Origin of the sequence: Variovorax sp. RA8, assembly GCF_901827175.1 — a bacterium.
In the GTDB taxonomy this organism is placed as follows: Bacteria; Pseudomonadota; Gammaproteobacteria; order Burkholderiales; family Burkholderiaceae_C; genus Variovorax.
The window spans coordinates 6,233,864-6,256,007 of record NZ_LR594662.1 but is presented as its reverse complement, the minus strand read 5'-3'; the positions used below and the strand labels follow the sequence as shown (position 1 = coordinate 6,256,007).

At 69.7% G+C, this 22,144-nt stretch carries 21 protein-coding genes; 9 read left to right on the top strand and 12 right to left on the bottom strand.

Annotation, left to right across the window (positions count from 1 at the left end; translation table 11 throughout):
- Positions 1 to 7 precede the first annotated feature (7 nt).
- From phnD to E5P3_RS29760, 4 genes are all read left to right on the top strand, one after another.
- Positions 8 to 952 (top strand): phosphonate ABC transporter substrate-binding protein, encoded by a 945-nt coding sequence (gene phnD / locus E5P3_RS29775; protein ID WP_162589254.1) that lies wholly within the window; start codon positions 8 to 10, stop codon positions 950 to 952.
- Between the two features lie 52 nt (positions 953 to 1,004).
- The gene (gene phnE, locus E5P3_RS29770; RefSeq protein ID WP_162589253.1) at positions 1,005 to 1,811 is read left to right on the top strand and encodes a phosphonate ABC transporter, permease protein PhnE; all 807 of its coding nucleotides are present in this window, start codon (positions 1,005 to 1,007) and stop codon (positions 1,809 to 1,811) included.
- Between the two features lie 15 nt (positions 1,812 to 1,826).
- Positions 1,827 to 2,384, top strand: coding sequence for a phosphonate degradation HD-domain oxygenase (locus tag E5P3_RS29765; RefSeq protein WP_162589252.1), 558 nt, complete (start codon positions 1,827 to 1,829; stop codon positions 2,382 to 2,384).
- 105 nt (positions 2,385 to 2,489) lie between these two features.
- The gene (locus E5P3_RS29760) at positions 2,490 to 3,536 is read left to right on the top strand and encodes an aldo/keto reductase (protein WP_162589251.1); all 1,047 of its coding nucleotides are present in this window, start codon (positions 2,490 to 2,492) and stop codon (positions 3,534 to 3,536) included.
- Positions 3,537 to 3,581: 45 nt separating this feature from the next.
- Here the strand turns inward: E5P3_RS29760 and E5P3_RS29755 are convergent, their stop codons facing one another.
- The 8 genes from E5P3_RS29755 to E5P3_RS29720 all read right to left on the bottom strand — a co-directional run bounded on the left by E5P3_RS29755 (position 3,582) and on the right by E5P3_RS29720 (position 13,572).
- Positions 3,582 to 4,781, bottom strand: coding sequence for a hybrid sensor histidine kinase/response regulator (locus E5P3_RS29755; RefSeq protein ID WP_162589250.1), 1,200 nt, complete (start codon positions 4,779 to 4,781; stop codon positions 3,582 to 3,584).
- Complete coding sequence (locus E5P3_RS29750) at positions 4,768 to 5,376, bottom strand: chemotaxis protein CheB (RefSeq protein ID WP_162589249.1); 609 nt, start codon at positions 5,374 to 5,376, stop codon at positions 4,768 to 4,770. The genes E5P3_RS29755 and E5P3_RS29750 overlap by 14 nt, the downstream gene beginning before the upstream one ends.
- The gene (locus tag E5P3_RS29745; RefSeq protein WP_232073507.1) at positions 5,373 to 6,155 is read right to left on the bottom strand and encodes a CheR family methyltransferase; all 783 of its coding nucleotides are present in this window, start codon (positions 6,153 to 6,155) and stop codon (positions 5,373 to 5,375) included. Before E5P3_RS29745 ends, E5P3_RS29750 begins: the two co-directional genes overlap by 4 nt.
- 50 nt (positions 6,156 to 6,205) lie before the next feature.
- Complete coding sequence (locus E5P3_RS29740) at positions 6,206 to 9,664, bottom strand: response regulator (RefSeq protein ID WP_162589247.1); 3,459 nt, start codon at positions 9,662 to 9,664, stop codon at positions 6,206 to 6,208.
- Between the two features lie 162 nt (positions 9,665 to 9,826).
- Positions 9,827 to 10,675: a fumarylacetoacetate hydrolase family protein gene (locus E5P3_RS29735; RefSeq protein WP_162589246.1), complete on the bottom strand. Its 849-nt coding sequence runs from the start codon at positions 10,673 to 10,675 to the stop codon at positions 9,827 to 9,829.
- Between the two features lie 52 nt (positions 10,676 to 10,727).
- A complete protein-coding gene (locus tag E5P3_RS29730; protein ID WP_232073370.1) occupies positions 10,728 to 11,483 on the bottom strand; it encodes an IclR family transcriptional regulator in 756 nt (251 codons plus the stop codon).
- A gap of 27 nt (positions 11,484 to 11,510) precedes the next feature.
- Positions 11,511 to 13,007, bottom strand: coding sequence for a bifunctional 3-(3-hydroxy-phenyl)propionate/3-hydroxycinnamic acid hydroxylase MhpA (gene mhpA / locus E5P3_RS29725; RefSeq protein ID WP_162589245.1), 1,497 nt, complete (start codon positions 13,005 to 13,007; stop codon positions 11,511 to 11,513).
- On the bottom strand, positions 13,000 to 13,572 hold the full coding sequence (locus E5P3_RS29720; protein ID WP_162589244.1) for a VOC family protein: 573 nt from the start codon (positions 13,570 to 13,572) through the stop codon (positions 13,000 to 13,002). Before E5P3_RS29720 ends, mhpA begins: the two co-directional genes overlap by 8 nt.
- A 138-nt stretch (positions 13,573 to 13,710) precedes the next feature.
- Between E5P3_RS29720 and E5P3_RS29715 the strand changes: the two genes are divergently transcribed.
- Positions 13,711 to 14,688 carry a Bug family tripartite tricarboxylate transporter substrate binding protein gene (locus E5P3_RS29715; protein WP_162589243.1) on the top strand — a complete coding sequence of 326 codons (978 nt, stop codon included), beginning with the start codon at positions 13,711 to 13,713 and terminating at the stop codon, positions 14,686 to 14,688.
- Positions 14,689 to 14,758: 70 nt separating this feature from the next.
- On the opposite strand, the gene E5P3_RS29710 is transcribed toward E5P3_RS29715, so the two are convergent.
- Genes E5P3_RS29710 through E5P3_RS36215 form a run of 3 tightly spaced genes read right to left on the bottom strand, consistent with a single transcriptional unit; the run spans position 14,759 to position 17,133 of the window.
- Positions 14,759 to 15,961, bottom strand: coding sequence for an FAD-dependent monooxygenase (locus tag E5P3_RS29710; RefSeq protein WP_162589242.1), 1,203 nt, complete (start codon positions 15,959 to 15,961; stop codon positions 14,759 to 14,761).
- Between the two features lie 34 nt (positions 15,962 to 15,995).
- Complete coding sequence (locus E5P3_RS29705; RefSeq protein WP_162589241.1) at positions 15,996 to 16,982, bottom strand: Bug family tripartite tricarboxylate transporter substrate binding protein; 987 nt, start codon at positions 16,980 to 16,982, stop codon at positions 15,996 to 15,998.
- A 19-nt stretch (positions 16,983 to 17,001) separates the two neighbouring features.
- Complete coding sequence (locus E5P3_RS36215) at positions 17,002 to 17,133, bottom strand: hypothetical protein (RefSeq protein WP_269473999.1); 132 nt, start codon at positions 17,131 to 17,133, stop codon at positions 17,002 to 17,004.
- Here E5P3_RS36215 and E5P3_RS29700 point away from each other — a divergent pair.
- Positions 17,132 to 18,034, top strand: coding sequence for a LysR family transcriptional regulator (locus E5P3_RS29700; RefSeq protein WP_162589240.1), 903 nt, complete (start codon positions 17,132 to 17,134; stop codon positions 18,032 to 18,034). The genes E5P3_RS36215 and E5P3_RS29700 overlap by 2 nt on opposite strands.
- A 9-nt stretch (positions 18,035 to 18,043) precedes the next feature.
- On the opposite strand, the gene gcvA is transcribed toward E5P3_RS29700, so the two are convergent.
- Entirely contained in the window at positions 18,044 to 18,970 is a 927-nt protein-coding gene (gene gcvA / locus E5P3_RS29695; RefSeq protein ID WP_162589239.1) for a transcriptional regulator GcvA, read from the bottom strand.
- Between the two features lie 115 nt (positions 18,971 to 19,085).
- Here gcvA and E5P3_RS29690 point away from each other — a divergent pair, with 115 nt between their 5' ends.
- The 3 genes from E5P3_RS29690 to leuD are packed head-to-tail and all read left to right on the top strand — an operon-like array spanning position 19,086 to position 22,131.
- Entirely contained in the window at positions 19,086 to 20,066 is a 981-nt protein-coding gene (locus E5P3_RS29690; RefSeq protein WP_162589238.1) for a Bug family tripartite tricarboxylate transporter substrate binding protein, read from the top strand.
- Positions 20,067 to 20,071: 5 nt separating this feature from the next.
- Positions 20,072 to 21,496: a 3-isopropylmalate dehydratase large subunit gene (gene leuC, locus E5P3_RS29685; RefSeq protein ID WP_162589237.1), complete on the top strand. Its 1,425-nt coding sequence runs from the start codon at positions 20,072 to 20,074 to the stop codon at positions 21,494 to 21,496.
- A gap of 11 nt (positions 21,497 to 21,507) precedes the next feature.
- Complete coding sequence (gene leuD / locus E5P3_RS29680) at positions 21,508 to 22,131, top strand: 3-isopropylmalate dehydratase small subunit (protein ID WP_162589236.1); 624 nt, start codon at positions 21,508 to 21,510, stop codon at positions 22,129 to 22,131.
- The last annotated feature ends 13 nt before the right edge of the window (positions 22,132 to 22,144 follow it).

Here is a 22,144-nt window from a genome sequence, read left to right as displayed (position 1 = left end):
TGACTCCATGATCAAGAAACTGTGTGCGGCCCTGGCCCTGGGCCTGGGCATGACGGCGGTGCTCGCGCAGGACATCGCCTTCGGCATCATCTCGACCGAGGCGACGCAGAACCTCAAGCAGGACTGGCAGCCGCTGATCGACGACATGAGCCTCCAGACAGGGCTCAAGGTCACGGCCTTCTTCGCGCCCGACTACGCCGGCATCATCGAAGGCATGCGCTTCAACAAGGTGCAGCTCGGCTGGTTCGGCAACAAGTCGGCGATGGAGGCGGTGGACCGCGCGAGCGGCGAGGTGTTCGCGCAGATGGTCAACGCGGACGGCACCCAGGGCTACTACTCGCACCTGATCGTGCACAAGGACAGCCCGCTCAACACGCTGGACGACGTGCTCAAGAACGGCAAGTCGCTGAGCTTCGGCAACGGCGACCCGAACTCCACCTCCGGCTTCCTGGTGCCCGGCTACTACGCCTTCGCGCAGAACAAGGTGGACGCCAAGTCGCTGTTCAAGCTCACCCGCAGCGCCAACCACGAGACCAACGCGCTCGCGGTGGCCAACAAGCAGGTGGACGTGGCGACCAACAACAGCGAGAACCTGGACAAGATCAAGGAGCGCGCGCCCGAGAAGTTCAAGGAGATCAAGGTCATCTGGACCTCGCCGCTGATCCCGCTCGACCCGCTGGTCATGCGCAAGGACCTGCCCGAGGCGACCAAGACGAAGCTCAAGAACTTCTTCTACAACTACGCCAAGACCGACGCGCGCGAGAAGGAGATCGTCATGAAGATCTCCAAGCTCTCGGGCTTCAAGGCGTCGAGCGACAAGCAACTGCTCCCGATCCGCCAGCTCGACCTGTTCGGCCAGCGCAACAAGATCGAGTCCGACAGCGCGCTCGCCGATACGGACAAGAAGACCCGCCTGGCCGACATCGACAAGAAGCTCGCGGCCCTGAACTGACCACGGCGCAGGCGGCGCTCGCGCCGCCCGCCCGCACGCCACCCATGCACTCATGCATCCGACGGTCTTGACCTCCCACCCGCCGTTGCCGGCGGCTGCGCCCCCGAAGCGCAACCTCGCGTGGCACTTCTCCTGGGCCCTGCTGCTGTTGCTGCTGGCCGCCTCCTGGAACGGCGCCGACATGCGGCCCCTGGAGCTCTTGCGCGACTCCGGCAACATGGCCACTTACGCGGCCGAGTTCTTCCCGCCGGACTTCACCGACTGGCGCATGTACGCGCAGGAGATGGTGATCACGCTGCAGATCGCGCTGTGGGGCACGGCGCTGGCAGTGGTCTCGGCCGTGCCGATGGCGCTGCTGGCCTCGGCCAACATCGTGCCCTGGTGGGTCTACCAGCCGATGCGCCGCTTGATGGACGCCTGCCGCGCCATCAACGAGATGGTGTTCGCCATGCTCTTCGTGGTGGCGGTGGGCCTCGGCCCCTTCGCCGGCGTGCTGGCGCTGTGGGTCCACACCACCGGCGTGCTCGCCAAGCTCTTCGCTGAGGCGGTGGAGGCGATCGACCCGCAGCCGGTGGAAGGCATCCGCTCCACCGGCGCGAGCGCGCTGCACGAGATCGTCTATGGCGTGATCCCGCAGGTGATGCCGCTGTGGATCTCCTTCGCGCTCTACCGCTTCGAGTCCAACGTGCGCTCCGCCTCGGTGGTCGGCATGGTGGGCGCGGGCGGCATCGGCGTGGTGCTGTGGGAGATCATCCGCGGCTTCAAGTACGACCAGACCTGCGCCGTGATGATCATCATCGTGGTCAGCGTGAGCCTGCTCGACCTGGTGTCCGCACGGATCCGGAAAGTGCTGGTCTGAGAAGCCGAGGAACCGATGGCCCTGAACCTGGAAGAGATCGCCCGCCTGCTCGAGGCCAAGGGCCAGCGCCAGTACGGCCGCGAAGCCGTGAGCCAGCTCGCGCATGCGCTGCAGTGCGCCGAGCTCGCCGAGGAGGCCGGCGAAACGCCCGAGACCATCGTCGCGGCCCTGCTGCACGACCTGGGCCACCTGCTCGCGCCGGAGCGCGCCGAGGAGGCCGTGCAGGCGCAGCAGCAGCGCGACGACCTGCACCAGTACATCGCGCTGCCCTTCCTGCGCGGCCTGTTCACCCCGGCGGTGCTGGAGCCGGTGCGCCTGCACGTGGATGCCAAGCGCTACCTGTGCGCGGCCGAGCCCGGCTACCGGGACACGCTCTCGCCCGCCTCCCAGCGCAGCCTGGAGTTGCAGGGCGGCATCTATACGCCGCAGGAGGCCGAGCGCTTCCGGGCCCAGCCCTTCGCGGCCGAGGCCGTGCGGCTGCGGCGCTACGACGACGCGGCCAAGGTCCCCGGCAAGACGACGCCGCCGCTGGCCCACTTCATGGACCTTGCCCGCTCGCTGGCCGGGAGCTGAACGCTCTTCGCTTTGCAGGATCGGGCAAGTTCGCGCCACGATCCGGCATGCGGCGCAAGCCCTTGGAGGCGGATACTGTCGCGCCTCAGCAGAAGGAGCTTTTCAATGCGATACAGGAAATTCGGCCGCACCGGCCTTTTCGTTTCGGAACTGTGCCTCGGCACCATGACCTTCGGTGGCGAGAGCGGGATATGGAGCCAGATCGGCAACCTGCAGCAGGGCGACGTGGATGCGCTGGTCGGCCGCGCCCTGGATGCCGGCATCAACTTCATCGACACCGCGAACGTGTACGCCGACGGCCGCTCGGAGATCATGACCGGCCAGGCACTCAGGAATCTCCAGGTCCCGCGCGAGAACGTGGTGGTCGCGACCAAGGTGCTGGGCGAGACCGGCACCAAGGGCCCCAACTCGCGCGGCCTCTCGCGCTATCACATCCTCGAGAGCGTGCAGGCCAGCCTGAAGCGGCTGCAGCTGGACCACATCGACCTCTACCAGGTGCACGGCTTCGATCCGGCGACGCCGATGGAGGAAACCCTGCGTGCCCTGGACGCCCTGGTGCAGCAGGGCCTGGTGCGCTACGTGGGCGTGTCGAACTGGGCGGCCTGGCAGATCGCGAAGGCGCAGGGCATCTCCGAGCGCCTGGGCCTGGCGCGCTTCGAGTCGCTGCAGGCCTACTACACCGTCGCCGGCCGCGACCTTGAGCGCGAGCTGGTGCCGATGCTGCTGAGCGAGCAGGTCGGCCTGATGGTCTGGAGCCCGCTCGCGGGCGGCCTGCTCAGCGGCAAATATGGCCGCAACACCCAAGCCACCCAGGCCGAACAGGGCAGCCGCCGCACCACCTTCGACTTCCCGCCGGTGCAGCTCGACCGCGCCTGGGACGCCATCGACGCGATGCGCGCCATCGCCGAGGCGAAGAAGGTTTCGGTGGCGCAGGTCGCGCTGGCCTGGCTGCTGCACCAGCCGGTGGTCACCAGCGTGATCATCGGCGCGAAGCGCGTGGACCAGCTGGACGACAACATCGCGGCGACCGCGGTGAAGCTGAGCGGCGAGGAGCTGGCGCAGCTGGACAAGGTGAGCGCGCTGCCGGCGGAGTATCCGGGGTGGATGCTCGAGCGGCAGGGTGGTGCGAGGCGGCAGCAGATCGCGAACTGACCGCAGGACTCGCTGCCGCGGCGGCACCGCGCGCGGGGGCGGTCCTCATGTGCGGGCCGCCAGCGGCAGGCGGACCGTGAACAGCGCGCCCTCCCCCTGGACGCTGTCGACGCCGATCTCGCCTCCGTGCGCGAGGACGATCTGGCGCGTGATGTACAGCCCCAGGCCCAGTCCTGCGGCGTGCTTGCGGCTGGCGTCGGTGCGCTCGAACTGCTCGAAGATGCGCGCGTGGTCGGCCGGCGCGATGCCCATGCCGTGGTCGCGAACGGATAGGCGCGCCATGCCGTCTTCCTGCTGCACCTGCATCTCGACCAGCCCTCCGCAGCCATAGCGCAGCGCGTTGGTCATCAGGTTGCTGAGCACCTGCTCGATCCGGAACTCGTCCCACACGCCTTCCAGCTGCCGCGGCGCATGCACTTCGATGGTCGAGCCGACAGCCTCGGCCTGCTGCGCGAAGCTCTCGGCGACGTGGCGGGCCAGGGCCGCGAGGTCCATGGGCTTGGGCTGGATCGACAGCGCGCCGCTGCGCATGCGCGTCACGTCCAGCATGTCGTCGATGAGCCGCACCATGTTCTGGATCTGGCGCTGGTCGCGTTCGATCATGGCCGCCAGCCGCTCGGGCGTGAAGAGCGTCATATTGCCTTTGCCGAGGTGCAGCTTGCGCACCTGGGTCTCGAGGTAGAGGGTGTTGAGCGGTGTGCGCAGCTCGTGCGAGACCATCGACATGAAGTCGTCGCGCATGCGCACCGACCGCTCCAGTTCGCGCTGCGCGCACTGCAGCTGCTGCACCAGTTCCTCCTGCTGGCGGTGCGACGCCGCCAGCGCGTCCATCTCGCGCCTGAGTGCCTTGCGGTGCCTGTACAGGTCGACGAAAACGTTGACCTTGCTGGTGACGGCGTGGGCATCGAGGGGCTTCTGCAGGAAGTCGACGGCACCGCTCTCGTAGCCCTTGAAGGCGTAGTTCATCTCGCGTCCCGCCGCGCTCACGAAGATGATGGGAATGTGGCGCGTGCGCTCGGTGCCGCGCATCATTTCGGCCAGGTCGAAGCCGTTCATGCCCGGCATCTGCACGTCCAGGATCGCAAGCGCGAACTCGTGCTCCAGCAGGAGCGCGAGCGCCTGCTCCGCGGACGCTGCCTGGTACACCTTCTTCGCCGGCCCGCGCACCAGCGCATCGAGGGCGAGCAGGTTCTCGGGCAGATCGTCGACGATCAGAAGCTTGCTTTCGACGTCAAGGGCGGCCATGGGCTGAATCCAGTTGGAGAAGCAGGTTGCGCAGCTCGCGCAAGGGTTGCACGAAATCGGGTTGGTGAGCCTTGATCGCCGCCAGCGGCATGGTCGGGACCTGCGCCTCGGCGGGGTCCTGGACCGCCGTGAGCCCACCCGCGCGATGGATGCACAGCAGGCCCTCGGCGCCGTCTTCGTTGGCGCCGGTCAGGAGCAGCCCGGCCAATGCCGGCCCGTAGGCGTCGGCCGCCGAGGCCATCAGCACGTCGATCGAAGGCCGCGAGAAGTGCACGGGCGGCTCGCAGCTCAGCGAGAAACTGCGGTCGTGCTCGATCGACAGGTGGTAGCCGGGCGGTGCGAAGTAGAGCGTGGCGGCCGCGACCGGCGCCTTGTCCTCGGCTTCGCGTACCGCCAGCGGCACTCTCGGCCTGAAGACCTCGGCCAGCCGACTGTCGTGGTTGCCGGGCAGATGGATCACCACCACCAGCGGCAGCCGCCAGTGTGCAGGCAGCCCGTTGAAGAGCGCCACCAGCGCATCGACGCCGCCCGCAGACGCGCCGATCACCGCAGCGTCGATGCGCGGGAGACGGCGGGAGGGCGCGCTTCGCTTCATGTGCGCTTCCGGTAGATGCGTTCGGCGCGCGAGAGCACCTCGAAGCGATCGGCATAGCCGGAGAAATCGATGCTTTCCTTGGCGCCGAGGCCGAGGAAGCCCCGATGGGACAGCGACTCGTGGAACAGGCCGAGCGCGCGGTCCTGCAGCTGGCGGTTGAAGTAGATCAGCACGTTGCGGCACGAGACCAGCTGCGTCTCCGCGAACACGCTGTCGGTGGCCAGGCTGTGGTCCGCGAAGATCACGTCCGCGCAGAGGGAGGGGTCGAAGCGCGCGGCGTCGTAAGCCGCCGTGTAGTAATCGGAGAAGGCGCGCATGCCGCCGGCCTGCTGGTAGTTGGCCGTGTACTGGCGCACCGATTCGAGCGGGAAGATGCCCTGGCGCGCCTTGTCGAGGGAAGCCGGATTGATGTCGGTGGCGTAGATCCGGGTGCGCGCGAGCAGCCCTTCCTCGCGCAGCAGGATGGCCAGCGAGAACACCTCCTCGCCGGTGCTGCAGCCCGCGACCCAGATCTTGACGGAGGGATAGGTGTGCAGCATGGGCACCACCAGGCGGCGCAGGGCGAGGAAGTACGCGGGGTCGCGGAACATCTCGCTCACCGGGATCGTCAGGTACTGCAGCAGCCGGCCGAACACGTCGCGGTCGCGCAGTACCCGCTCCTGCAGCGCCGAGATCGTGGGCAGGCCGAACTGGCCCAGCGCGTACTGCACGCGCCGTTTCTGCGACGCCCCGGTGTAGTCGCGGAAGTCGTAGCTGTACTTCAGGTAGATGGCCTCCATCAGGAGCCGCAGCTCGATGTCGCTGTCGCTCGGGGGCGGCGGGACGGGATTCACAGGCGCTCCAGCTTGGGCATCCACACGCGCAGCAGCGAGAACAGCCGGTCCAGGTCCACCGGCTTGGCGAGGTAGTCGCTGGCGCCGGCCGCAAGGCATTGCTCCTGGTCGTCCTTCATGGCCTTGGCCGTCACGGCGATCACCGGCAGCTTCTCGAAGCGCGGGTCCTGGCGCAGGCGGCGCGTGGCCTCGAGGCCGTCCATCTCCGGCATCATGACATCCATCAGCACGAGGTCGATGTCGTCCACCTGGTCGAGCTTGTCGAGCGCCTCGCGCCCGTTGCGGGCGATCTCGACCGCGGCGCCGCGCTGCTCCAGCGCGCTCGTGAGCGCGAAGATGTTGCGCACGTCGTCGTCCACCAGCAGGATGCGGCGGCCCTCGAAGACGCGGTCGCGTCCGCGGGCGCTGCGCAGCATGCTCTGCCGTTCGCTCGACAGGTCCGACTCCACCTTGTGCAGGAACAACGTGACCTCGTCGAGCAGCCGCTCCGGCGAGCGGGCGCCCTTGATGATGATCGAGCGCGAATAGCGAAGAAGCTCGGCTTCCTCGTCGCGCGTGAGGTTGCGGCCGGTGTAGACGATCACGGGCGGGAAGGACACGATCTCCTCGCTCGCCATGCGCTTGAGCAGCTCGCTGCCCTGCATGTCCGGCAGCCGCAGGTCGATGACCATGCAGTCGAAGACGCGGCTGCGCAGCAGTGCCAGCGCCTCCTCGCCGCGCTCGACCGCGGTGATGGCGACGTCGTCGTCGGCGATCAGCTCCGTCACGGCCTCGCGCTGCAGCGGGTCGTCCTCGACCAGGAGCACGGCCTTGACCTTCTGCGAGAGCTTGTGCTCGAAGCGACGGAACACCTCCTTGAGCTCCTCGCGCGAAGTGGGTTTGCGCGCGTAGCCGATGGCGCCCATGTGAAGGGCCGCTTCCGAGCTGTCGAGGGCCGACACCACATGCACCGGGATGTGCCGCGTGCGGGGGTCGTCCTTCAGGCGCTGCAGCACGCCGAGGCCCGGATCGTCGGGCAGGCGCATGTCGAGCAGGATGGCATCGGGCAGGTGCTGGGTTGCAAGCGCGTAGCCCTCCGCCGCGCCGTGCGCGACCAGGCAGCGGTAGCCGAGCTCGTGGGCAAGGTCGAAGAGGATGTGGGCGAACTGCGGTTCGTCCTCGATCACGAGCACGCACCGGGTCTGGTCGCGTGGCAGCGCACGGTCGTCGGGGAAGGCCGGCGCAGGCGTCGCAGCCGGCGGCCGGGGTTCGGCAGGGGCGGGCGCGTGCGTTGGAACAGGCGCGGCACCGGTGCCATTCGGCTGGCGGAGCTGTGGCGCCTCGGCCGGCAGGTGCAGCGTGAAGGTGCTGCCCGTGCCCGGCACGCTGTGGACGGTCAGCGTTCCCCCGAGCAGCCGCGTGAGGTCGCGCGAGATCGAAAGGCCGAGCCCGGTGCCGCCATAGCGGCGGCTGGTGGTGCCGTCCGCCTGGCGGAAGGCCTCGAAGATCACCTGCTGCTGGTCGGCGGGAATGCCGATGCCGGAGTCGGAGACCGCGAAGCTCGCGCCGCCGTCGGGCGCGCCGGTCATGGTCAACGCCACCTCGCCGCGCTCGGTGAACTTGAGCGCGTTCGACAGCAGGTTCTTCAGGATCTGCTCGACCCGCTGGCGGTCGTTGACCAGCGCGGCTGGCGCGTCGGGCCGTACGTCGAGGCGGAAGGCCAGCCCCTTCTGCGCCGCCTGCGGCACGAAGCTCATCTTCAGGCTCTCGGCCAGCTTCGCGATCTCGAATCGCTCGGGCACCACCTCCAGCTTGCCTGCCTCGACCTTGGAGATGTCCAGGATGTCGTTGATCAGCAGCAGGAGGTCGTTGCCGGAGGCGTAGATCGACTCGGCGAACTTCACCTGCTCGGCGTTCAGGTTGCCCTGGGCGTTGTCGCCGAGGAGCTTGGCGAGGATCAGGGCGCTGTTGAGCGGCGTTCGCAATTCGTGCGACATGTTGGCGAGGAATTCCGACTTGTAGCGGCTCGCGCGCTGCAGCTCCTCGGCACGTTCCTCGAGCTCGCGTTGCGCGCGGCGCAGCGCGGCGTTGCGAAGGTCCAGGGCCTCGGTGCGCTCGGACAGCTGGCTGTTGGTCTGCTCGAGCTCCGCCTGCTGGTTCTCCAGCGTGGCCTGGGAGGCCCGCAGCGCGCGCGACTGCTCCTCGAGTTCCTCGTTGGCGGTGCGCAGTTCCTCCTGCTGGACCTGCAGCTCCTCGTTGAGCTGCTGGGTTTCGGCAAGCGCGTCCTGCAGCTGTTCGCGGTAGCGTGCAGCGGCCACCGCGCTGCCGATGTTGCCGGCCACCAGGTCGAGCAGCTGCGCCGCCCGTTCGCCGGGCGGGCGCAGCAGGCCGAGTTCGACCACCCCGTTCACGATGCCGTCGCTCGCCACGGGCAGCATCACCACGGCGGCCGGCGTCGTCTCGCCCAGGCCGGAGTTGACCTTGAGGTAGCTGGCCCCGACGGGCTCGAGCACCTGCAGCCGATTTTCCGACGCTACCTGTCCGACCAGGCTTTCGGCGGCAGAGAAGACCTGCGGCGTGGCCTCGGCCTCGCTCGAGAAGCCGTAGCTGGCCACCCGCCGCAGTGCACCGTGGCGCTCGCGCAGGTACACCGCACCGACCGTGCTGCCCACCTTCCGGGCGAAGAAGCCCAGTACCTTGCGGCCCATTTCCTGCGCGCCGAGTTCGCCGACCAGCTCGGCCGTCAGCTCGGTCTGCGCGCCGCGCAGCCAGGCCTGCTGCTGCAGCGTGTCGGCGTGGGCCGCCTGCTCCTTCAGCACCCCGTCGTAGCTCTGCGACAGGCGCAGCAGCTGGCGCCGGCCGAAGTAGGCAAGCAGTCCGGTGGTCAGCAGGGTGAAGAAGACGAACAGGCCGATGACGCCCCAGGCGGTGCGGTTGGCGTCGTTGTTGCGCTGGAAGCGCAGGGCCTGCTCGGTGTCGGTGAAAGCCGTGAACTCGGCGCGCATGTCGTCGCTCATGCGCTTGCCTCGGCCAAGGCGGATCGGGGCCTGGTAGTCGCCGCCGGCGCGGCGCAGCGCGATCATCTCGCGCGAGAACTCGTTCCAGGCGTTCTGCAGCGAGGCGATCCGGTCGATGCGGTCGACCTGCTGCCGGTTGTCCGACACCAGCGATCGCAGCGCCCCCAGGTCGGTCTTGATGCGCGCCTGCGCGCTGTCGTAGCGCTCCAGGAATGAGTCGTCGCCCGTGATCAGGAAGCCGCGCATGCCGGTTTCCATGTCGATGCTGCGGCGCTGCACTTCCGCCGCGTTGCGTGTGACACGGTCGGTGTGCTCGACCCAGGCGATCGTCGACAGCAGGTAGACGATCAGTGCCACGAAGACCATGGCGCCGAGAACACCCCCGGCCAGCGGCAGCTTGAGGTTACGGCCGAGCAGGCGCTGGAAGTCCTCGGGGTCGATCGAGCTAGGGGGTTTCATGGAGCAATCGGCGAAGCAAAACCCGCCAAGACTGCCCAATTCCCGGCGCTTGCGCTGTCGGATAAGGCCGCAAATGCGCGGCGAACCCGAGGGAACAAGCGGCGCACGACAGTGCGCTGCGCGCGCTCACGTATTGCGGCGTGGCGCGCGCGCTTGCCGGCGCTATTCCGCCCGCACGCCGTTGCGCAGCACGCCGATGGCGTCGACCTCCACCTCCACCACGTCGCCCGCCTTCATCCACACCGGCGGGGTTCGCTTGGCACCGACGCCGCCGGGCGTGCCGGTCACGATCACGTCGCCCGGGGCGAGCGGGGTGAAGGCCGAGATGTGCGCGATCTGGCGCGGGATGCTGTGGATCAGCTTGTCGGTGGTGGTGCGCTGCATCTCCTGGCCATTGAGGCGCGTGACCAGCGTCATCACCTGGTCGTCGGCGATCTCGTCGCGCGTGACGAGCCAGGGGCCGAAGCCGCCGGTGCAAAAGAAGTTCTTGCCGGCGGTCCACTGCGGCGTGGCGCTCTGCCAGTCCCGCAGGGTCGCGTCGTTGTAGCAGGCATAGCCGGCGATGTGCTGCCAGGCCTCGGCCTCGGGGATGCGGCGGCCGCCGCGGCCGATCACGATCGCGATCTCGCCCTCGTAGTCCAGCTTGCTCGATTCGGGCGGCAGCACGATGTCCTCGCCGTGCGCAAGCTGCGACTCGGCCACGCGCAGGAACAGCGTGGGCTGCTCGGTGATGGTGCGGCCCGTCTCGCGCACGTGCTCGCCGTAGTTGAGGCCCACGCAGACGATCTTGCCGGGATTGGGGATCACGGGGAGCCGTTGCACTTCGGCCAGCGGCAGCGATTCCTTCGCCTGGGCCGCGGCCTGCGCGGCCTCGGCCAGCAGGTCGGCTGCGATCAGGGCCTTGAGGTCCGCCGCACGCGTGCCGAACACGGCACGCAGGTCGATGACGCGGTCGCCCTGCACGGCGCCGTAGCTGTCCTGGTCCTGGTAGCGGTAGCTGATGAGTTTCATGATGAAGTGGAATCCGGAGAAGATAAGAAGAACGGGAAAGGGAAGGAAGCGTTCAGGCCAGCCGCGCCGCGATGCGCCCGGCGCCTTCGCTCACCAGCTGGACCAGCTTGCGCGTGTCGACGATCGCCAGCCGCGAGGTCTCCAGCACCAGCGACAGCGCGCCCCAGGCGCTGCCGTCGCTCTTGAGGATCGGTGCGGCCACCGCCGCCAGCTGCGGCTCGAGCTCGCCCATCGAGAGGTAGTGGCCGGCCCGGCGGATCGCCGCGTAGTACTTGCGGAATTCGCTCCACTCGCCAGGCAGGCCGCAGCGCACCGCCTCCTCGCGACGCGCCTCGAAGACCTTGCGCAACTGGGTCGGCGTGAAGGTGGCGAGCAGCACCTTGGGCGCACCGCCCTGGAACAGCGGCCGGGGGCGGCCGCGCCCGTAGGCCAGGGTGGCGGGCATGCTGCCCATCTCGCGATGGGTGTCGAGCACCTGCGTGCCGAAGAGGCCGGAAGTCACGCAGTCGAAGCCGGTCTGCTGCACCAGCTCGCGCATGACCGGGATGCCCTCGCGCAGCACCGGGTCGGCCCGGCGGATGTAGTGGTCCAGCAGGATGATGCGCGGGCCCAGCGTGTAGTGCGAATTCTCCACCCGCTGCAGCAGGCCGGCTTCCAGCAGCGTGCGAACGTAGCGGTAGCCGGTGGGCAGCGAGACCTCCAGCGCAGCCGCGATGTCCTCCGCGGTCAGCGAGAGGCGCCGGTCGTCGAAGAGATCGAGCACGCCGAGCATGCGTTCGAGGCTGGAGTTGGATTTTTCTTCGCTCACGCGGGGTCCTTGCAGTCGGTCTTGCAGTCATGGCGCGACCGGCAGCAGGTGCGTGAGGTCATCCAACTCGCCAGCGGTGCGCGCGACCCCGACGATATATCGGTCGGGGCGCAGCACCACGGCGTCGGCTTCATGCGCGTCCAGCCACTGCACAAGGCAGGGATCGGGCCGGTCGATCACGATCGCACCGGCGCGCCGCCAGCGCTCGGCGCTGGCGCGCGAGACGCCCGCGATCGAGCCGTTGCGACCGATCACCGCGATGCGCCGGCCCAGCAGTTCGTCGAGCAGTCGGCCATCGGCCAGCCGCGGCTGCGGGAAGGGGCGGCCGGCCGGCGCGCCCTGCCGGGTGTCGAAGGCGCCGGTGCCCAGCGCCTGCGGCGGCAGCTCGAAGACCTCGGGCTCGCCGGCGCGGAACTTCGCGTCGCGCTCGGCTGCTGCCCGCGCGTCGGTGGTCTGGATGATGTTGCCCAGCCGCACTGCCAGCTCGATGAGTGCGCGCACGTGCGGCGCACGCTCGCTCTCGTAGCTGTCGAGCAGCGCCGGCGGCGCGCGTCTGCGCAGCACTGCCTCCAGCTTCCAGGCCAGGTTGGCCGCATCGCGGATGCCGGCGCACATGCCCTGGCCGAGGAAGGGCGGTGTCTGGTGGCAGGCGTCGCCGGCCAGCAGCAGCCGGCCACGGCGCCATCCCTCGGCGATGACCGAGTGGAAGGTGTAGATCGCGGCGCGCTCGAGCGTCGCATCGGCCGGCGCGATCCAGCGGCCGACCAGCCCCCACAGCGTCTCGGGCGCGAGCAGCGCCTCGCGATCGTCTTCGGGCAGGACCATGATTTCCCAGCGCCGGCGTGCGCCGGTCACGTTGCAGTAGGTCATGGGCCGGGCCGGGTCGCAGTGCTGGACCGTGTGGTCGGGCAGGTCCACGTCCTTGCGGAGCATCACGTCGAACACCAGCCAGGGCTGACGCAGGCCGAGGTCGTGCATCGGGCTGCCCATGTGCGCGCGCACCGGAGAGCGCGCACCGTCGGCGCCGACCACGTACCGAGCCGTGAAAGTGCGCGCGCGGCCGTCCTCGAGGGCGCGCACCGAGAGCGTCGCGGCTTCGTCATCCTCGGCAATGCCGGCGAGCTCGTGGCGCAGCAGCACCGAGACGTTGTCGAAGCGATCCAGCCCCCGGCGCAGCAGCGCCTCCAGCTCGGGCTGGTGAAAGTAGTAGTTGTTGGCGCAGCCATGCGGCCCCAGCGCCGCGGTGCCGCCGCGGATCAGCAGGGTCTCGCCGGCTGCATTGACGAAATGCATGCCCTGCGTGCCCGGCCTCGATATCGCCAGCACCGCCTCGCGCAGGCCGATGGTCTGGAACACGCGCATGACCTCGCCGTCGAAGTGGATCGCGCGCGGCAGCGGGTAGATGGCGCCTTCCTTCTCGATCACCAGCACCGACAGGCCCGCGCTGCCGAGCAGGTTGGCCAGCGTGGCGCCGGTCGGACCGAGGCCGACGATCGCGACGTCGAAGACGGTGGGGTCATCCACGCTGGTCTTGCTCCATTTGCCGGGCGACCTGGGCCTGCCATTCGGCGCGGCTCATGAACTTCGGCAGGCGCTTCGCGATGGCCTCTGCGCGCGCGAGGATCTGCTCGTCCGATTCGGCCAGGTCGATGGGCTGGCGCAGCGGCTGCTCGCAGTACCACGGCGTGTCGACGAAGAGCTCGAGCCGGTTGCCTTCGGGGTCGCGGCAGTAGATGGAGATCGCGTTGCCGTGCGTCACCGGCTGCACGTCCTGCGCGCCATGCTCGACCAGGCGGGCATGAAAGCGCCGCAGCGTCGCGATGTCGGGTACGCGGAACGAGATCTGGTTGATCGGGTTGAAGGGCAGCTCGGCAGGCCGCCCCGTCGCCAGCACGATCTGGTGGTGCTCGGCCGGGTCGCGGCTCAGGAACACGAGCTGCACCGCCCCGAGGTCGCCGGCGTCGGTCTGGGTGAAGCGCAGGGCTTCCTTGTAGAAGCGCGCCATGCCGGGCAGGTCGCGCACGTAGAAGCCGATGTGGCTGAACTGCAAGGACAGGGTCGTGGAGGCAGCGTCCGGGTGTTGACTCATGTCTGATATCTCAAAACGATAGCGGTGAGTAGATTGTCGGCAACAAAATGAGAAAAGACAACTGAATTATCGTATTTTGACAATACGGCAATGTTTTCGTAGGATGCAGGCGACCCCACCCTCATCAGGAGACATTCCATGAAGCCCATTGCCCCGCTCGCCCGGCGCCTGCTCGCCGGCGCCACCTTCGCACTGGCCACGCTCGCCGTCCACGCACAGGACTACCCAGCCAAGCCGGTCCGCATCATTGCCCCCTTCCCGGCCGGCAGCGGACCCGATGCGAATGCACGCGAGATCGCGGCCGAGCTCACCAAGGTGCTGGGGCAGTCCTTCTTCGTCGAGAACCGCCCGGGCGCCTCGAACATCATCGGAACGGAAGCGGCGGCCAAGGCGCCGGCCGACGGCTACTCGCTCTACATCGGCACCACGAGCTCGCTGTCGGTGGTGCCGCATCTCTACGCGAAGCTGCCCTTCAACGCCGAGCGCGACTTCGCGCCCATCAGCCTGATGGGCGTGCTCAACACCGGCCTGATCGCCACGCCGGCGCTGCCGGCCAGGGATGCGCGCGCGCTCATCGCCGAGCTCAAGGCCAGGCCCGACTCGGTGACCGTCGCGACCGCCGGCATCGGCAGCTATTCGCACCTCTCGGGCGTCTGGTTCAACGAGGCCGCGGGCGTCAAGACCAGCCTCGTGCCCTACAACAGCAACAGTCCCTACACCGACCTGCTCGGCGGACAGGTGCAACTGATGTTCGACGGCCTGCCCGCGGCGGCCGGCAACATCCGGGCGGGCAAGCTCAGGCTGCTGGCCATCACCGGCAAGGCGCGGCATCCGAGCTTCCCGGAGGTGCCGACCTTTGCCGAGAGCGGCCTGCCCGACTACGCGCCCATCGCCTGGCAGGGGCTGCTCGCGCCCGCCGGCACGCCCCAGCCGGTCCTCGACAAGCTCAGCGCCGCGATGAAGAAGGCCTGCGAGTCGAAGGAGCTTGCCGACAAGTGGCGCTCCTACGGCGGCGAACTGCGCTGCAACACGCCGGCCGAATTCAGCGCCTTCATCGAGGCCGACCGCGCGATGTGGGGCCGGGTGATCCGGCAGGCGAAGGTCAAGCTCGATTGAAGGGCCGCTGGCAAGGCGCGGCCTGCGGGAGCGGGCGCTGATCGAACGCACGGCGAGACGGGCGCGCCCCTCACGCCGGAAGTGGCACCTGGTCGACCTTGTAGTCGAACAGCCAGTGGTAGCGCTCTCGCACCTTGGCCTCGGCCCACTCGCGGTCCACGTACTGCACCGCGCCTTCGGCCGAGGCCAGCGCCGGGTTGTGGAAGCGCCTGGCGTTCTCGGCGGAGCGCAGCACGATGGCACGGGTGCGTTCCATCCGGGCGTCCTGGTATCGGCGCAACGCGGCGGGCAGATCGCCGGCGTCCGGGGCGGCCAGGCAGCGCGCGAGCATCGCGCCGTCCTCGATCGCCATCGCCGCGCCCTGCGCCAGGAAGGGCAGGGTGGGGTGGCAGGCATCGCCGAGCAGCGTCACGCGGCCGCGCGACCACCGGGCCATGGGCTCGCGCTGCATCAACGCCCACTTGTACGGCACTTCCAGGCTGCGGATCAGCGTGTGGACGTCCTCGTGCCAGCCGGCGAAGTCGCGCACGCATTCCTCCACGGTGCCGGCGGCGGTCCACGATTCCACCGTCCAGTCGCTGCGCTCGACGATCCCGACGAAGTTCACCAGCTCGCCGCGGCGCAGCGGGTAATGGATGACATGCCCCCCGGGGCCGATCCAGTTGGTGCCCACCGGGCGGCGCAGGCGCTCGGGCAGGCGCTCGCTCGGGATCACGCCGCGCCAGGCCAGGCAGCCCGAGAACACCGGTTCGTCGCCGCCGAAGAGCTGGCGGCGGATGCGCGAATGCACGCCGTCGGCGCCGACCAGCACATCGCCGGCGAATCGTCGTGCGTCCTCGGTCGAGACGGTCACGCTGTCGCCCGCCTCCTCGAAGCCGGTGCAGCGCGCGCCCAGCACGATGGCGCCGGGCCGTGCTGCCTCCACCGCCTCCACCAACAGCCGGTGCAGGTCAGGCCGGTAGATCGTGTAGTAGGGATGGCCGTACTGCGCGATGGACTCCGCGCCGAGATCGAACAGCTTCCACGTCTGCCCCGTGCTCCAGAGCCGCACCTCCTTGCCGGCGGGCTCGCTGGCCACGGCGCGCAGCGGCGCGGCCAGTTCCATGCCCTCGAGGACGCGGGTGGCGTTGGCGCTCAGCTGCAGGCCCGCGCCCACCTCGCTGAGCTGCGCCGCCTGTTCGAGCACCTGGACCTCGTGGCCCTGGCGCAGCAGGGCGAGCGCCGCCGTCAGGCCGCCGAGCCCGGCGCCTGCAATCAGAATCTTTGCTTTCATGTCCTGGGCCGCGCGGGGCGGCGTCCTGGTTGCGTCAATCCGCGCGCACGTCGGCGCGGGTGATGATCCCGGACCACTTCCGGTAGTCGGCGTGGATCACCTCGGCAAAGGCCTTGGCGCCCGGCACGCCGGGCTCCAGGCCCGTGCTGGACAGCTCGCGCTTCACCTCGGGCGACTGCGCGGACTTCTCGAAGGCGGCGACCAGCTTCTGCACCACCGGCGCCGGCGTCGCGGCCGGCGCCACCAGGCCGAACCACGAGTAGGCCTGGAAGTCGGTGCCGAGCACCGACCTCGCGGTGGGCACCTCGGGCGCCGGCGCGTAGGGCTGCGCACCGCCCACCGCATAGGCGCGCAGCTTGCCGGCCTTCACGTGCGGGTAGAGCGCCGACGCGTTGTCGAAGATCAGGTCGACCTGCCCGCCGAGCGCGTCGTTCAGCGCCGGCGCGCCGCCGCGGTACGGCACGTGCGTCAGCTGGACCTTCGCGGTCTCGCGCAGGTACTCCGTCGCCAGGTGCCCGATCGAGCCGTTGCCCGCCGTCGCGACCGTCAGCGGCTGCTGCTTCGCCTTGCGCAGCAGGGCCGCGAGGTCGGTCGCCTCCAGCGAAGGTCGGCCCGCCAGCATCAGCGGGCCGCGCAGGGCCATGCCGATGGGCACGAAGGACTTCACGTCGTACTTCAGGTTCTTGTAGAGCCCGGGCGCGACTGCCAGCGTGCTGGTCCCGCCCCACAGGAGCGTGTAGCCGTCGGCCGTCGATTGCGCGACGAAGTTGCTGCCCAGCGTGCCGCCCGCGCCGCCGCGGTTGTCGATCACGATCGGCTGGCCGAGGGCATCGGTCATGGCCTTGGCGAAGAGGCGCGCACTGGCGTCCGTCGGTCCGCCCGCCGGGAACGGCACCACGATCGTGACGGGGCGGCTGGGGTAGTCGCCCTGGGCGAGGGCGGGGCCGGGCGAGATCAGGGCGGCCGCGGCCGCAACGAGGAGCAGGCGCCGCGCGAGGCGGCCTTCAGTCTGGCGTCGCAATTGAAAGTCTCCGTTCGAATCAGGACAGCGCCGCTCGCGCGGCGCCGATGAATGCGTATTGCACCGCAGGCACGGTCATCAGTAAATCAGCAGTCTGCGATGATTTGATAAGCTGCAGCGATGAATCGCCGAGCCCCTGAGCAACGCGCATGAACCTCTCCTTGCGCCAGATCCGCGCCTTCACCCTGATCGCCCGGCTCCAGAGCATCACGCGCGCCGCCGAGCAGCTGCACATCTCGCAGGCAGGCCTGAGTGGCATGCTGCGCGACATCGAGACGCAGCTCGATTGCCGCCTCTTCGACCGCACCACGCGCGCCGTGTCGCTCACCGATGCCGGCCGTGCCTTCCTGCCGGTCGCCACGCGCGTGCTGGCGGAGCTCGAAGGCGCCGCGGCCTCGCTGGGGCGGCTTTCGGCGGCCGAGAGCCAGACCCTGGTGATCGGCGCCACCCCGCTGGTCGCGTCCTGCGTGCTGCCGCTCGCCTGCGCGGCCTTTGCCGCGCAACGCCCGCAGACGAGCGTCGTCGTGCAGGACCTGGACCGCGCGCAGATCCGCCAGAAGGTCCAGGCCGGCGAGCTGGATGCCGGCTACGGCGTGTTCCTGGAGGCGGCCGGCGACCTGCGCCGGATGCTCTTGCAGATGAGCGAGCTGGTGCTGGTCGCGCCGCAGGGCGCAGCGCTCCCGGGCACCGGCGAACGGCTGCGCTGGAGCGAGCTGCGCGACCTGGCGCTGCTGTCGCTGCCGGCGGACAACCCGATCCAGCAGCAGGTCGATGCCCAGCTCGCGAGCATCGGCCGCAGCCAGCCCTCGCAGCGCACCTTCAACCACCTGCACACCGTGCTGGCCATGGTCGAAGCCGGCGCCGGCCATGCGGTCCTGCCCTCGTTCGTGGCCTCGGCGTCGCTTCGCTACCGCTTGCAGATGGTGCCGCTGACGCGCCCGCGGGTGGCGCTCGAGTTCTACGAGATCACCCGCAAGGGCCGCCCGCGCGGCAGCGCGCTCGCGGCCTTCAGCCAGTGCCTGCTGGCGGCCATGAGCCGGGCCAGCGACTGAGAAGCCGAGTCAGGCCGCTTCGGGCGGCACGGCGGCCGAAGTCGCCTCCATCGCTTCGGCCTCCTGCACGATCCAGGCCTCGAAGGCCTTCACGCGCTCGGGTTGCGGCGCGTCGTCGCGCCACGCGAGGTAGTAGGCGCCGCGCGTCGGCACCCGCAGCGCGAAGGGCGCCACCAGCCGGCCCGAGGCCAGGTCGTCGCGCACGAAGGCGTCGAGCGCGACCATCACGCCCAGCCGGTCCGCTGCTGCCTGGTAGGCCAGCGCGGCGTTCTCGAACTTCAGGCCGTTGTTGCCGTCGATCTGCGGTGCGCCCGCTGCCGCGAGCCAGGCCGGCCAGTCCTTGGGACGGTTCATCGAGCACAGCAGCACATGCGCTGCGAGCTCGCCCGGCTCGCGCAGCGGCGGACCACGCTCCAGCAGGCCCGGCGCACAGACCGGCACCAGCGTCTCTCCGAAGAGGCGACGGAAACCCGGGCCCATGGGCGCCACCGGCTCGGAATGGATGCTCACGTCCACGTCCTCGCGGGCGAAGTCGGCGCGCTCGTGCGAGGTGGTGATCTGCACGTCGATGCGCGGATGCAGCGCATGGAAGCGCGCCAGGCGCGGCACCAGCCAGCGGATCGCGAAGGTCGGCGGCAGCTTGATCCGCAGGCGCCGCTCGTCGGGGTTGGCCTGCAACTGGCGCGTGCCGTACTCGATCTGGTCCAGCGCCGCCCGCACCGTGCCGAAGTAGTTCTGGCCGGCCGGCGTGAGCGAGATGCCGTGGCGCCCGCGCTCGAACAGCGCCACCTGCAGCCAGCCTTCGAGCGTTGCGATGTGCCGGCTCACCGCGCCCTGCGTGACGCACAGCTCCTGGGCGGCGCGCGTGAAGTTGCCGCAGCGCGCCGCGGCTTCGAAGGCGCGCAGGGCATTGAGGGGAGGCAGTCGGCGTGGCATGGGCGTGGCTCCTTGGGCATGAGTTTTTATCATGCCACCCATGCCTTAATTGTGATTGCCGCGCAGGCCCTACGTTCTTAGCATCGTCCCCACTACAAAGACAGGAGACGAAGTCATGACGATGAAGAAAGCGCATGCCTGCCTGATGGCCGTGCTGTTCGCCGCGGCCGCTGGGGCGGGCGCGCAGACCGCCAGCGGCGGCTACCCCAACCAGCCCATCAAGCTCATGGTGCCCTGGCCCGCCGGCGGCGGCGTCGACACCACGGCGCGCATGATCTCCGAGCCGCTGGCGCAGAAGCTGGGCCAGCCCATCGTCATCGACAACCGCGGCGGCGCGGGCGGCAACATCGGCACCGAGCTCGCAGCGCGCGCCAGGCCCGACGGCTACAACCTGCTGATGGGCTCGATCAGCCCGAACGCGGTCAACGTCCACCTCTACAACAAGCTGGGCTTCGACCCGATCAAGGACTTCGCGCCCATCGTCTACGTCTCGGCCGTGCCGAACATCCTGGTGGTGCCGGCCTCCTCGCCCTTCAAGACAGTCAAGGACGTGATCGACGCGGCCAAGGCCAACCCCGGCAAGCTCAACTACGGCTCGGGCGGCGTCGGCTCCTCGCAGCACCTGGCGGCGGTGCAGTTCATGTCGGCCGCGAAGATCGACATCGTGCACGTGCCCTACAAGGGCACCGCGCCGGCCGAGGCGGACCTGGCGGCCGGCCACATCTCGCTGATGCTCGACACCACCACCTGCCTGCCCTTCGTGGCGAGCGGCCGGATGCGCGCGCTGGCCGTGGCCTCGAAGCAGCGCAACCCGGCGCTGCCCAATGTGCCCACCTTCGACGAGGCCGGGCTGCCCGGCATCTATGCCTCGTCCTGGTACGGACTGATGGCGCCCGCGGGCACGCCGCGGCCGATCATCGACAAGCTCAACGCGCAGGCCAACGAGGTGCTGCAGTCCCCCGACATGAAGCGGCGCATGGCCGAGTTCGGCGCCGAGGTGGGCGGTGGCACGCCGGAGGAATTCGGGCAGTTCATCGTTTCCGAGATCAAGCGCTACGAATCGATCGTGCGCCTGTCGGGGGCCAAGCTGGACTGATGCCGATGCCTGCTTCTCCCGCTCCCCGCACCTTGTTCGACAAGATCTGGTCGCAGCATGTCGTGATGCAGCGCGACGACGGGCAGAGCCTGCTCCATGTCGATCGGCACCTGGTGCAGGACGGCTCCGCCCCGGCCTTCCAGATGCTGCGCGAGCGCGGCCTGCCGGTGCGACGCCCGGACCTGGCCTTCGCCACGCCGGACCACTACGTGCCCACCGCCTCGCGTGACCTCGGCCGCATCGCCGATCCGGAGAAGCGCGCCATGGCCCAGGCGCTGGCCGACGACTGCGCTGCCTCCGGCATCCGCTTCTTCGGCCTGGACGACCTGCGCCAAGGCATCGTGCACGTGGTCGGCCCCGAGCAGGGCCTGAGCCTGCCGGGCATGCTGATCGTTTGCGGCGACAGCCACACCTCCACGCATGGCGCATTGGGCGCGCTGGCCTTCGGCATCGGGGCTTCGGAAGTGGCGCATGTGCTGGCCACGCAGGCCCTGTGGCAGCGCAAGCCGCGCACGCTGCGCGTCAGCGTCGACGGCCGGCTGGGTGCGGGCGTGACCGCCAAGGACATCATCCTGGCCATCATCGGCCGCATCGGCGCCGCGGGCGCGACCGGCCATGTGATCGAGTACGCGGGCGAGGCGATCCGCGCGTTGTCGATGGAAGCACGCATGACCGTGTGCAACATGTCCATCGAGGCTGGCGCGCGCGCCGGGATGATCGCGCCGGACGACACCACCTTCGCGTGGCTGGCCGGCCGCCCGCAGGCGCCGACGGGCGCCGACTGGGAGGCCGCGCTCGCCCGCTGGCGCCAGCTGCCCGGCGATGCCGAGGCCGCCTTCGACCGCGAGATCGCGCTGCATGCCAACGAAATCGCGCCCATGGTCACCTGGGGCACCAGCCCCGAGGACGTGCTGCCCATCTCGGGCCGCGTGCCCGATCCGGCGGAAGCCGGCGATGCCGACCGGCGCGCTGCGATGCAGGGTGTCCTGGCCTACATGGGCCTCGCCCCCGGCCAGCGGCTGGAAGACATCGCGGTGCAGCGCGTCTTCATCGGCTCCTGCACCAATGGCCGCATCGAGGACCTGCGCAGCGCCGCCGCGGTGGCGCGCGGCCGCCGCGTGGCCGAGGGCGTGGAGGCCTGGGTGGTGCCCGGCTCCGGCCTGGTCAAGCAGCAGGCCGAGGACGAGGGCCTGGACGCGGTGTTCCGCGCGGCCGGCTTCCAGTGGCGGCATGCGGGCTGCTCGATGTGCCTGGGCACCAACGGCGACCAGGTCGCGCCGGGGCAGCGCTGCGCCTCCACCTCCAACCGCAACTTCGTGGGCCGGCAAGGGCCGGGCGCGCGCACACACCTGATGAGCCCCGCCATGGCCGCCGCCGCGGCGGTGACGGGGCGGCTGACCGACGTGCGCGCGCTGCTGCAGGCGCACTGAGGACGCACACCATGCAAGCCTTCACCCAGCTCGATGCCGTGGCCGCGCCGCTGGCGCGCATCAACGTCGACACCGACCAGATCGTGCCGGCGCTCTACCTGCAGAAGCCGCGCGCCGCCGACTTCGGCGAGTTCCTGTTCCGCGACGTGCGGCACGATGCGCAGGGCGCGCGGCGCGCCGATTTCCCGCTCAACGACACGGCCTATGCGCAGGCCCGCATCCTCGTGGCGGGCCGCAACTTCGGCTGCGGCTCCTCGCGCGAGCACGCCGTGTGGGCGCTGGTCGACGGCGGCTTCCGCGCCGTGATCGCGCCCAGCTTCGGCGACATCTTCTTCTCCAACGCGCTGAAGAACGGCCTGCTGCCCGTGCGCCTGCCCGAGCCGCGCGTCGAGGCGCTGCTGGCCCTGCTGCAGCGCGAGCCCGGTGCGCACCTGCGCATCGACCTGGCGGCCCAGCGCGTGCACGCGAGCGACGGTGGCTGCGATGCCTTCGAGATCGATCCCTTCGCGCGCCAGTGCCTGCTCGAGGGCCTGGACGAGCTGGACTACACCCTCGGCCAGACCGCGCGCATCGAGGCCTTCGAGCGCGAGCGCGCCTGGCTTCTTTCACCCCTTCCGTCTGTTCCTCCTGCCTGAAGAAAGAGTTGTT

Excerpts from the sequence above, each read along its gene's own strand:
- E5P3_RS29690 (WP_162589238.1), top strand. The coding sequence starts at position 19,086 with ATGACGATGAAGAAAGCGCATGCCTGCCTGATGGCCGTGCTGTTCGCC.
- E5P3_RS29760 (WP_162589251.1), top strand. The coding sequence starts at position 2,490 with ATGCGATACAGGAAATTCGGCCGCACCGGCCTTTTCGTTTCGGAACTG.
- E5P3_RS29710 (WP_162589242.1), bottom strand. The coding sequence starts at position 15,961 with ATGAAAGCAAAGATTCTGATTGCAGGCGCCGGGCTCGGCGGCCTGACG.
- leuD (WP_162589236.1), top strand. The coding sequence starts at position 21,508 with ATGCAAGCCTTCACCCAGCTCGATGCCGTGGCCGCGCCGCTGGCGCGC.
- E5P3_RS29720 (WP_162589244.1), bottom strand. The coding sequence starts at position 13,572 with ATGAGTCAACACCCGGACGCTGCCTCCACGACCCTGTCCTTGCAGTTC.
- leuC (WP_162589237.1), top strand. The coding sequence starts at position 20,072 with ATGCCTGCTTCTCCCGCTCCCCGCACCTTGTTCGACAAGATCTGGTCG.
- E5P3_RS29755 (WP_162589250.1), bottom strand. The coding sequence starts at position 4,781 with ATGGCCGCCCTTGACGTCGAAAGCAAGCTTCTGATCGTCGACGATCTG.
- phnD (WP_162589254.1), top strand. The coding sequence starts at position 8 with ATGATCAAGAAACTGTGTGCGGCCCTGGCCCTGGGCCTGGGCATGACG.
- E5P3_RS29765 (WP_162589252.1), top strand. The coding sequence starts at position 1,827 with ATGGCCCTGAACCTGGAAGAGATCGCCCGCCTGCTCGAGGCCAAGGGC.
- phnE (WP_162589253.1), top strand. The coding sequence starts at position 1,005 with ATGCATCCGACGGTCTTGACCTCCCACCCGCCGTTGCCGGCGGCTGCG.
- E5P3_RS29745 (WP_232073507.1), bottom strand. The coding sequence starts at position 6,155 with ATGGAGGCCATCTACCTGAAGTACAGCTACGACTTCCGCGACTACACC.
- E5P3_RS29750 (WP_162589249.1), bottom strand. The coding sequence starts at position 5,376 with ATGAAGCGAAGCGCGCCCTCCCGCCGTCTCCCGCGCATCGACGCTGCG.
- E5P3_RS29700 (WP_162589240.1), top strand. The coding sequence starts at position 17,132 with ATGAACCTCTCCTTGCGCCAGATCCGCGCCTTCACCCTGATCGCCCGG.
- E5P3_RS36215 (WP_269473999.1), bottom strand. The coding sequence starts at position 17,133 with ATGCGCGTTGCTCAGGGGCTCGGCGATTCATCGCTGCAGCTTATCAAA.
- E5P3_RS29740 (WP_162589247.1), bottom strand. The coding sequence starts at position 9,664 with ATGAAACCCCCTAGCTCGATCGACCCCGAGGACTTCCAGCGCCTGCTC.
- gcvA (WP_162589239.1), bottom strand. The coding sequence starts at position 18,970 with ATGCCACGCCGACTGCCTCCCCTCAATGCCCTGCGCGCCTTCGAAGCC.
- E5P3_RS29715 (WP_162589243.1), top strand. The coding sequence starts at position 13,711 with ATGAAGCCCATTGCCCCGCTCGCCCGGCGCCTGCTCGCCGGCGCCACC.
- E5P3_RS29735 (WP_162589246.1), bottom strand. The coding sequence starts at position 10,675 with ATGAAACTCATCAGCTACCGCTACCAGGACCAGGACAGCTACGGCGCC.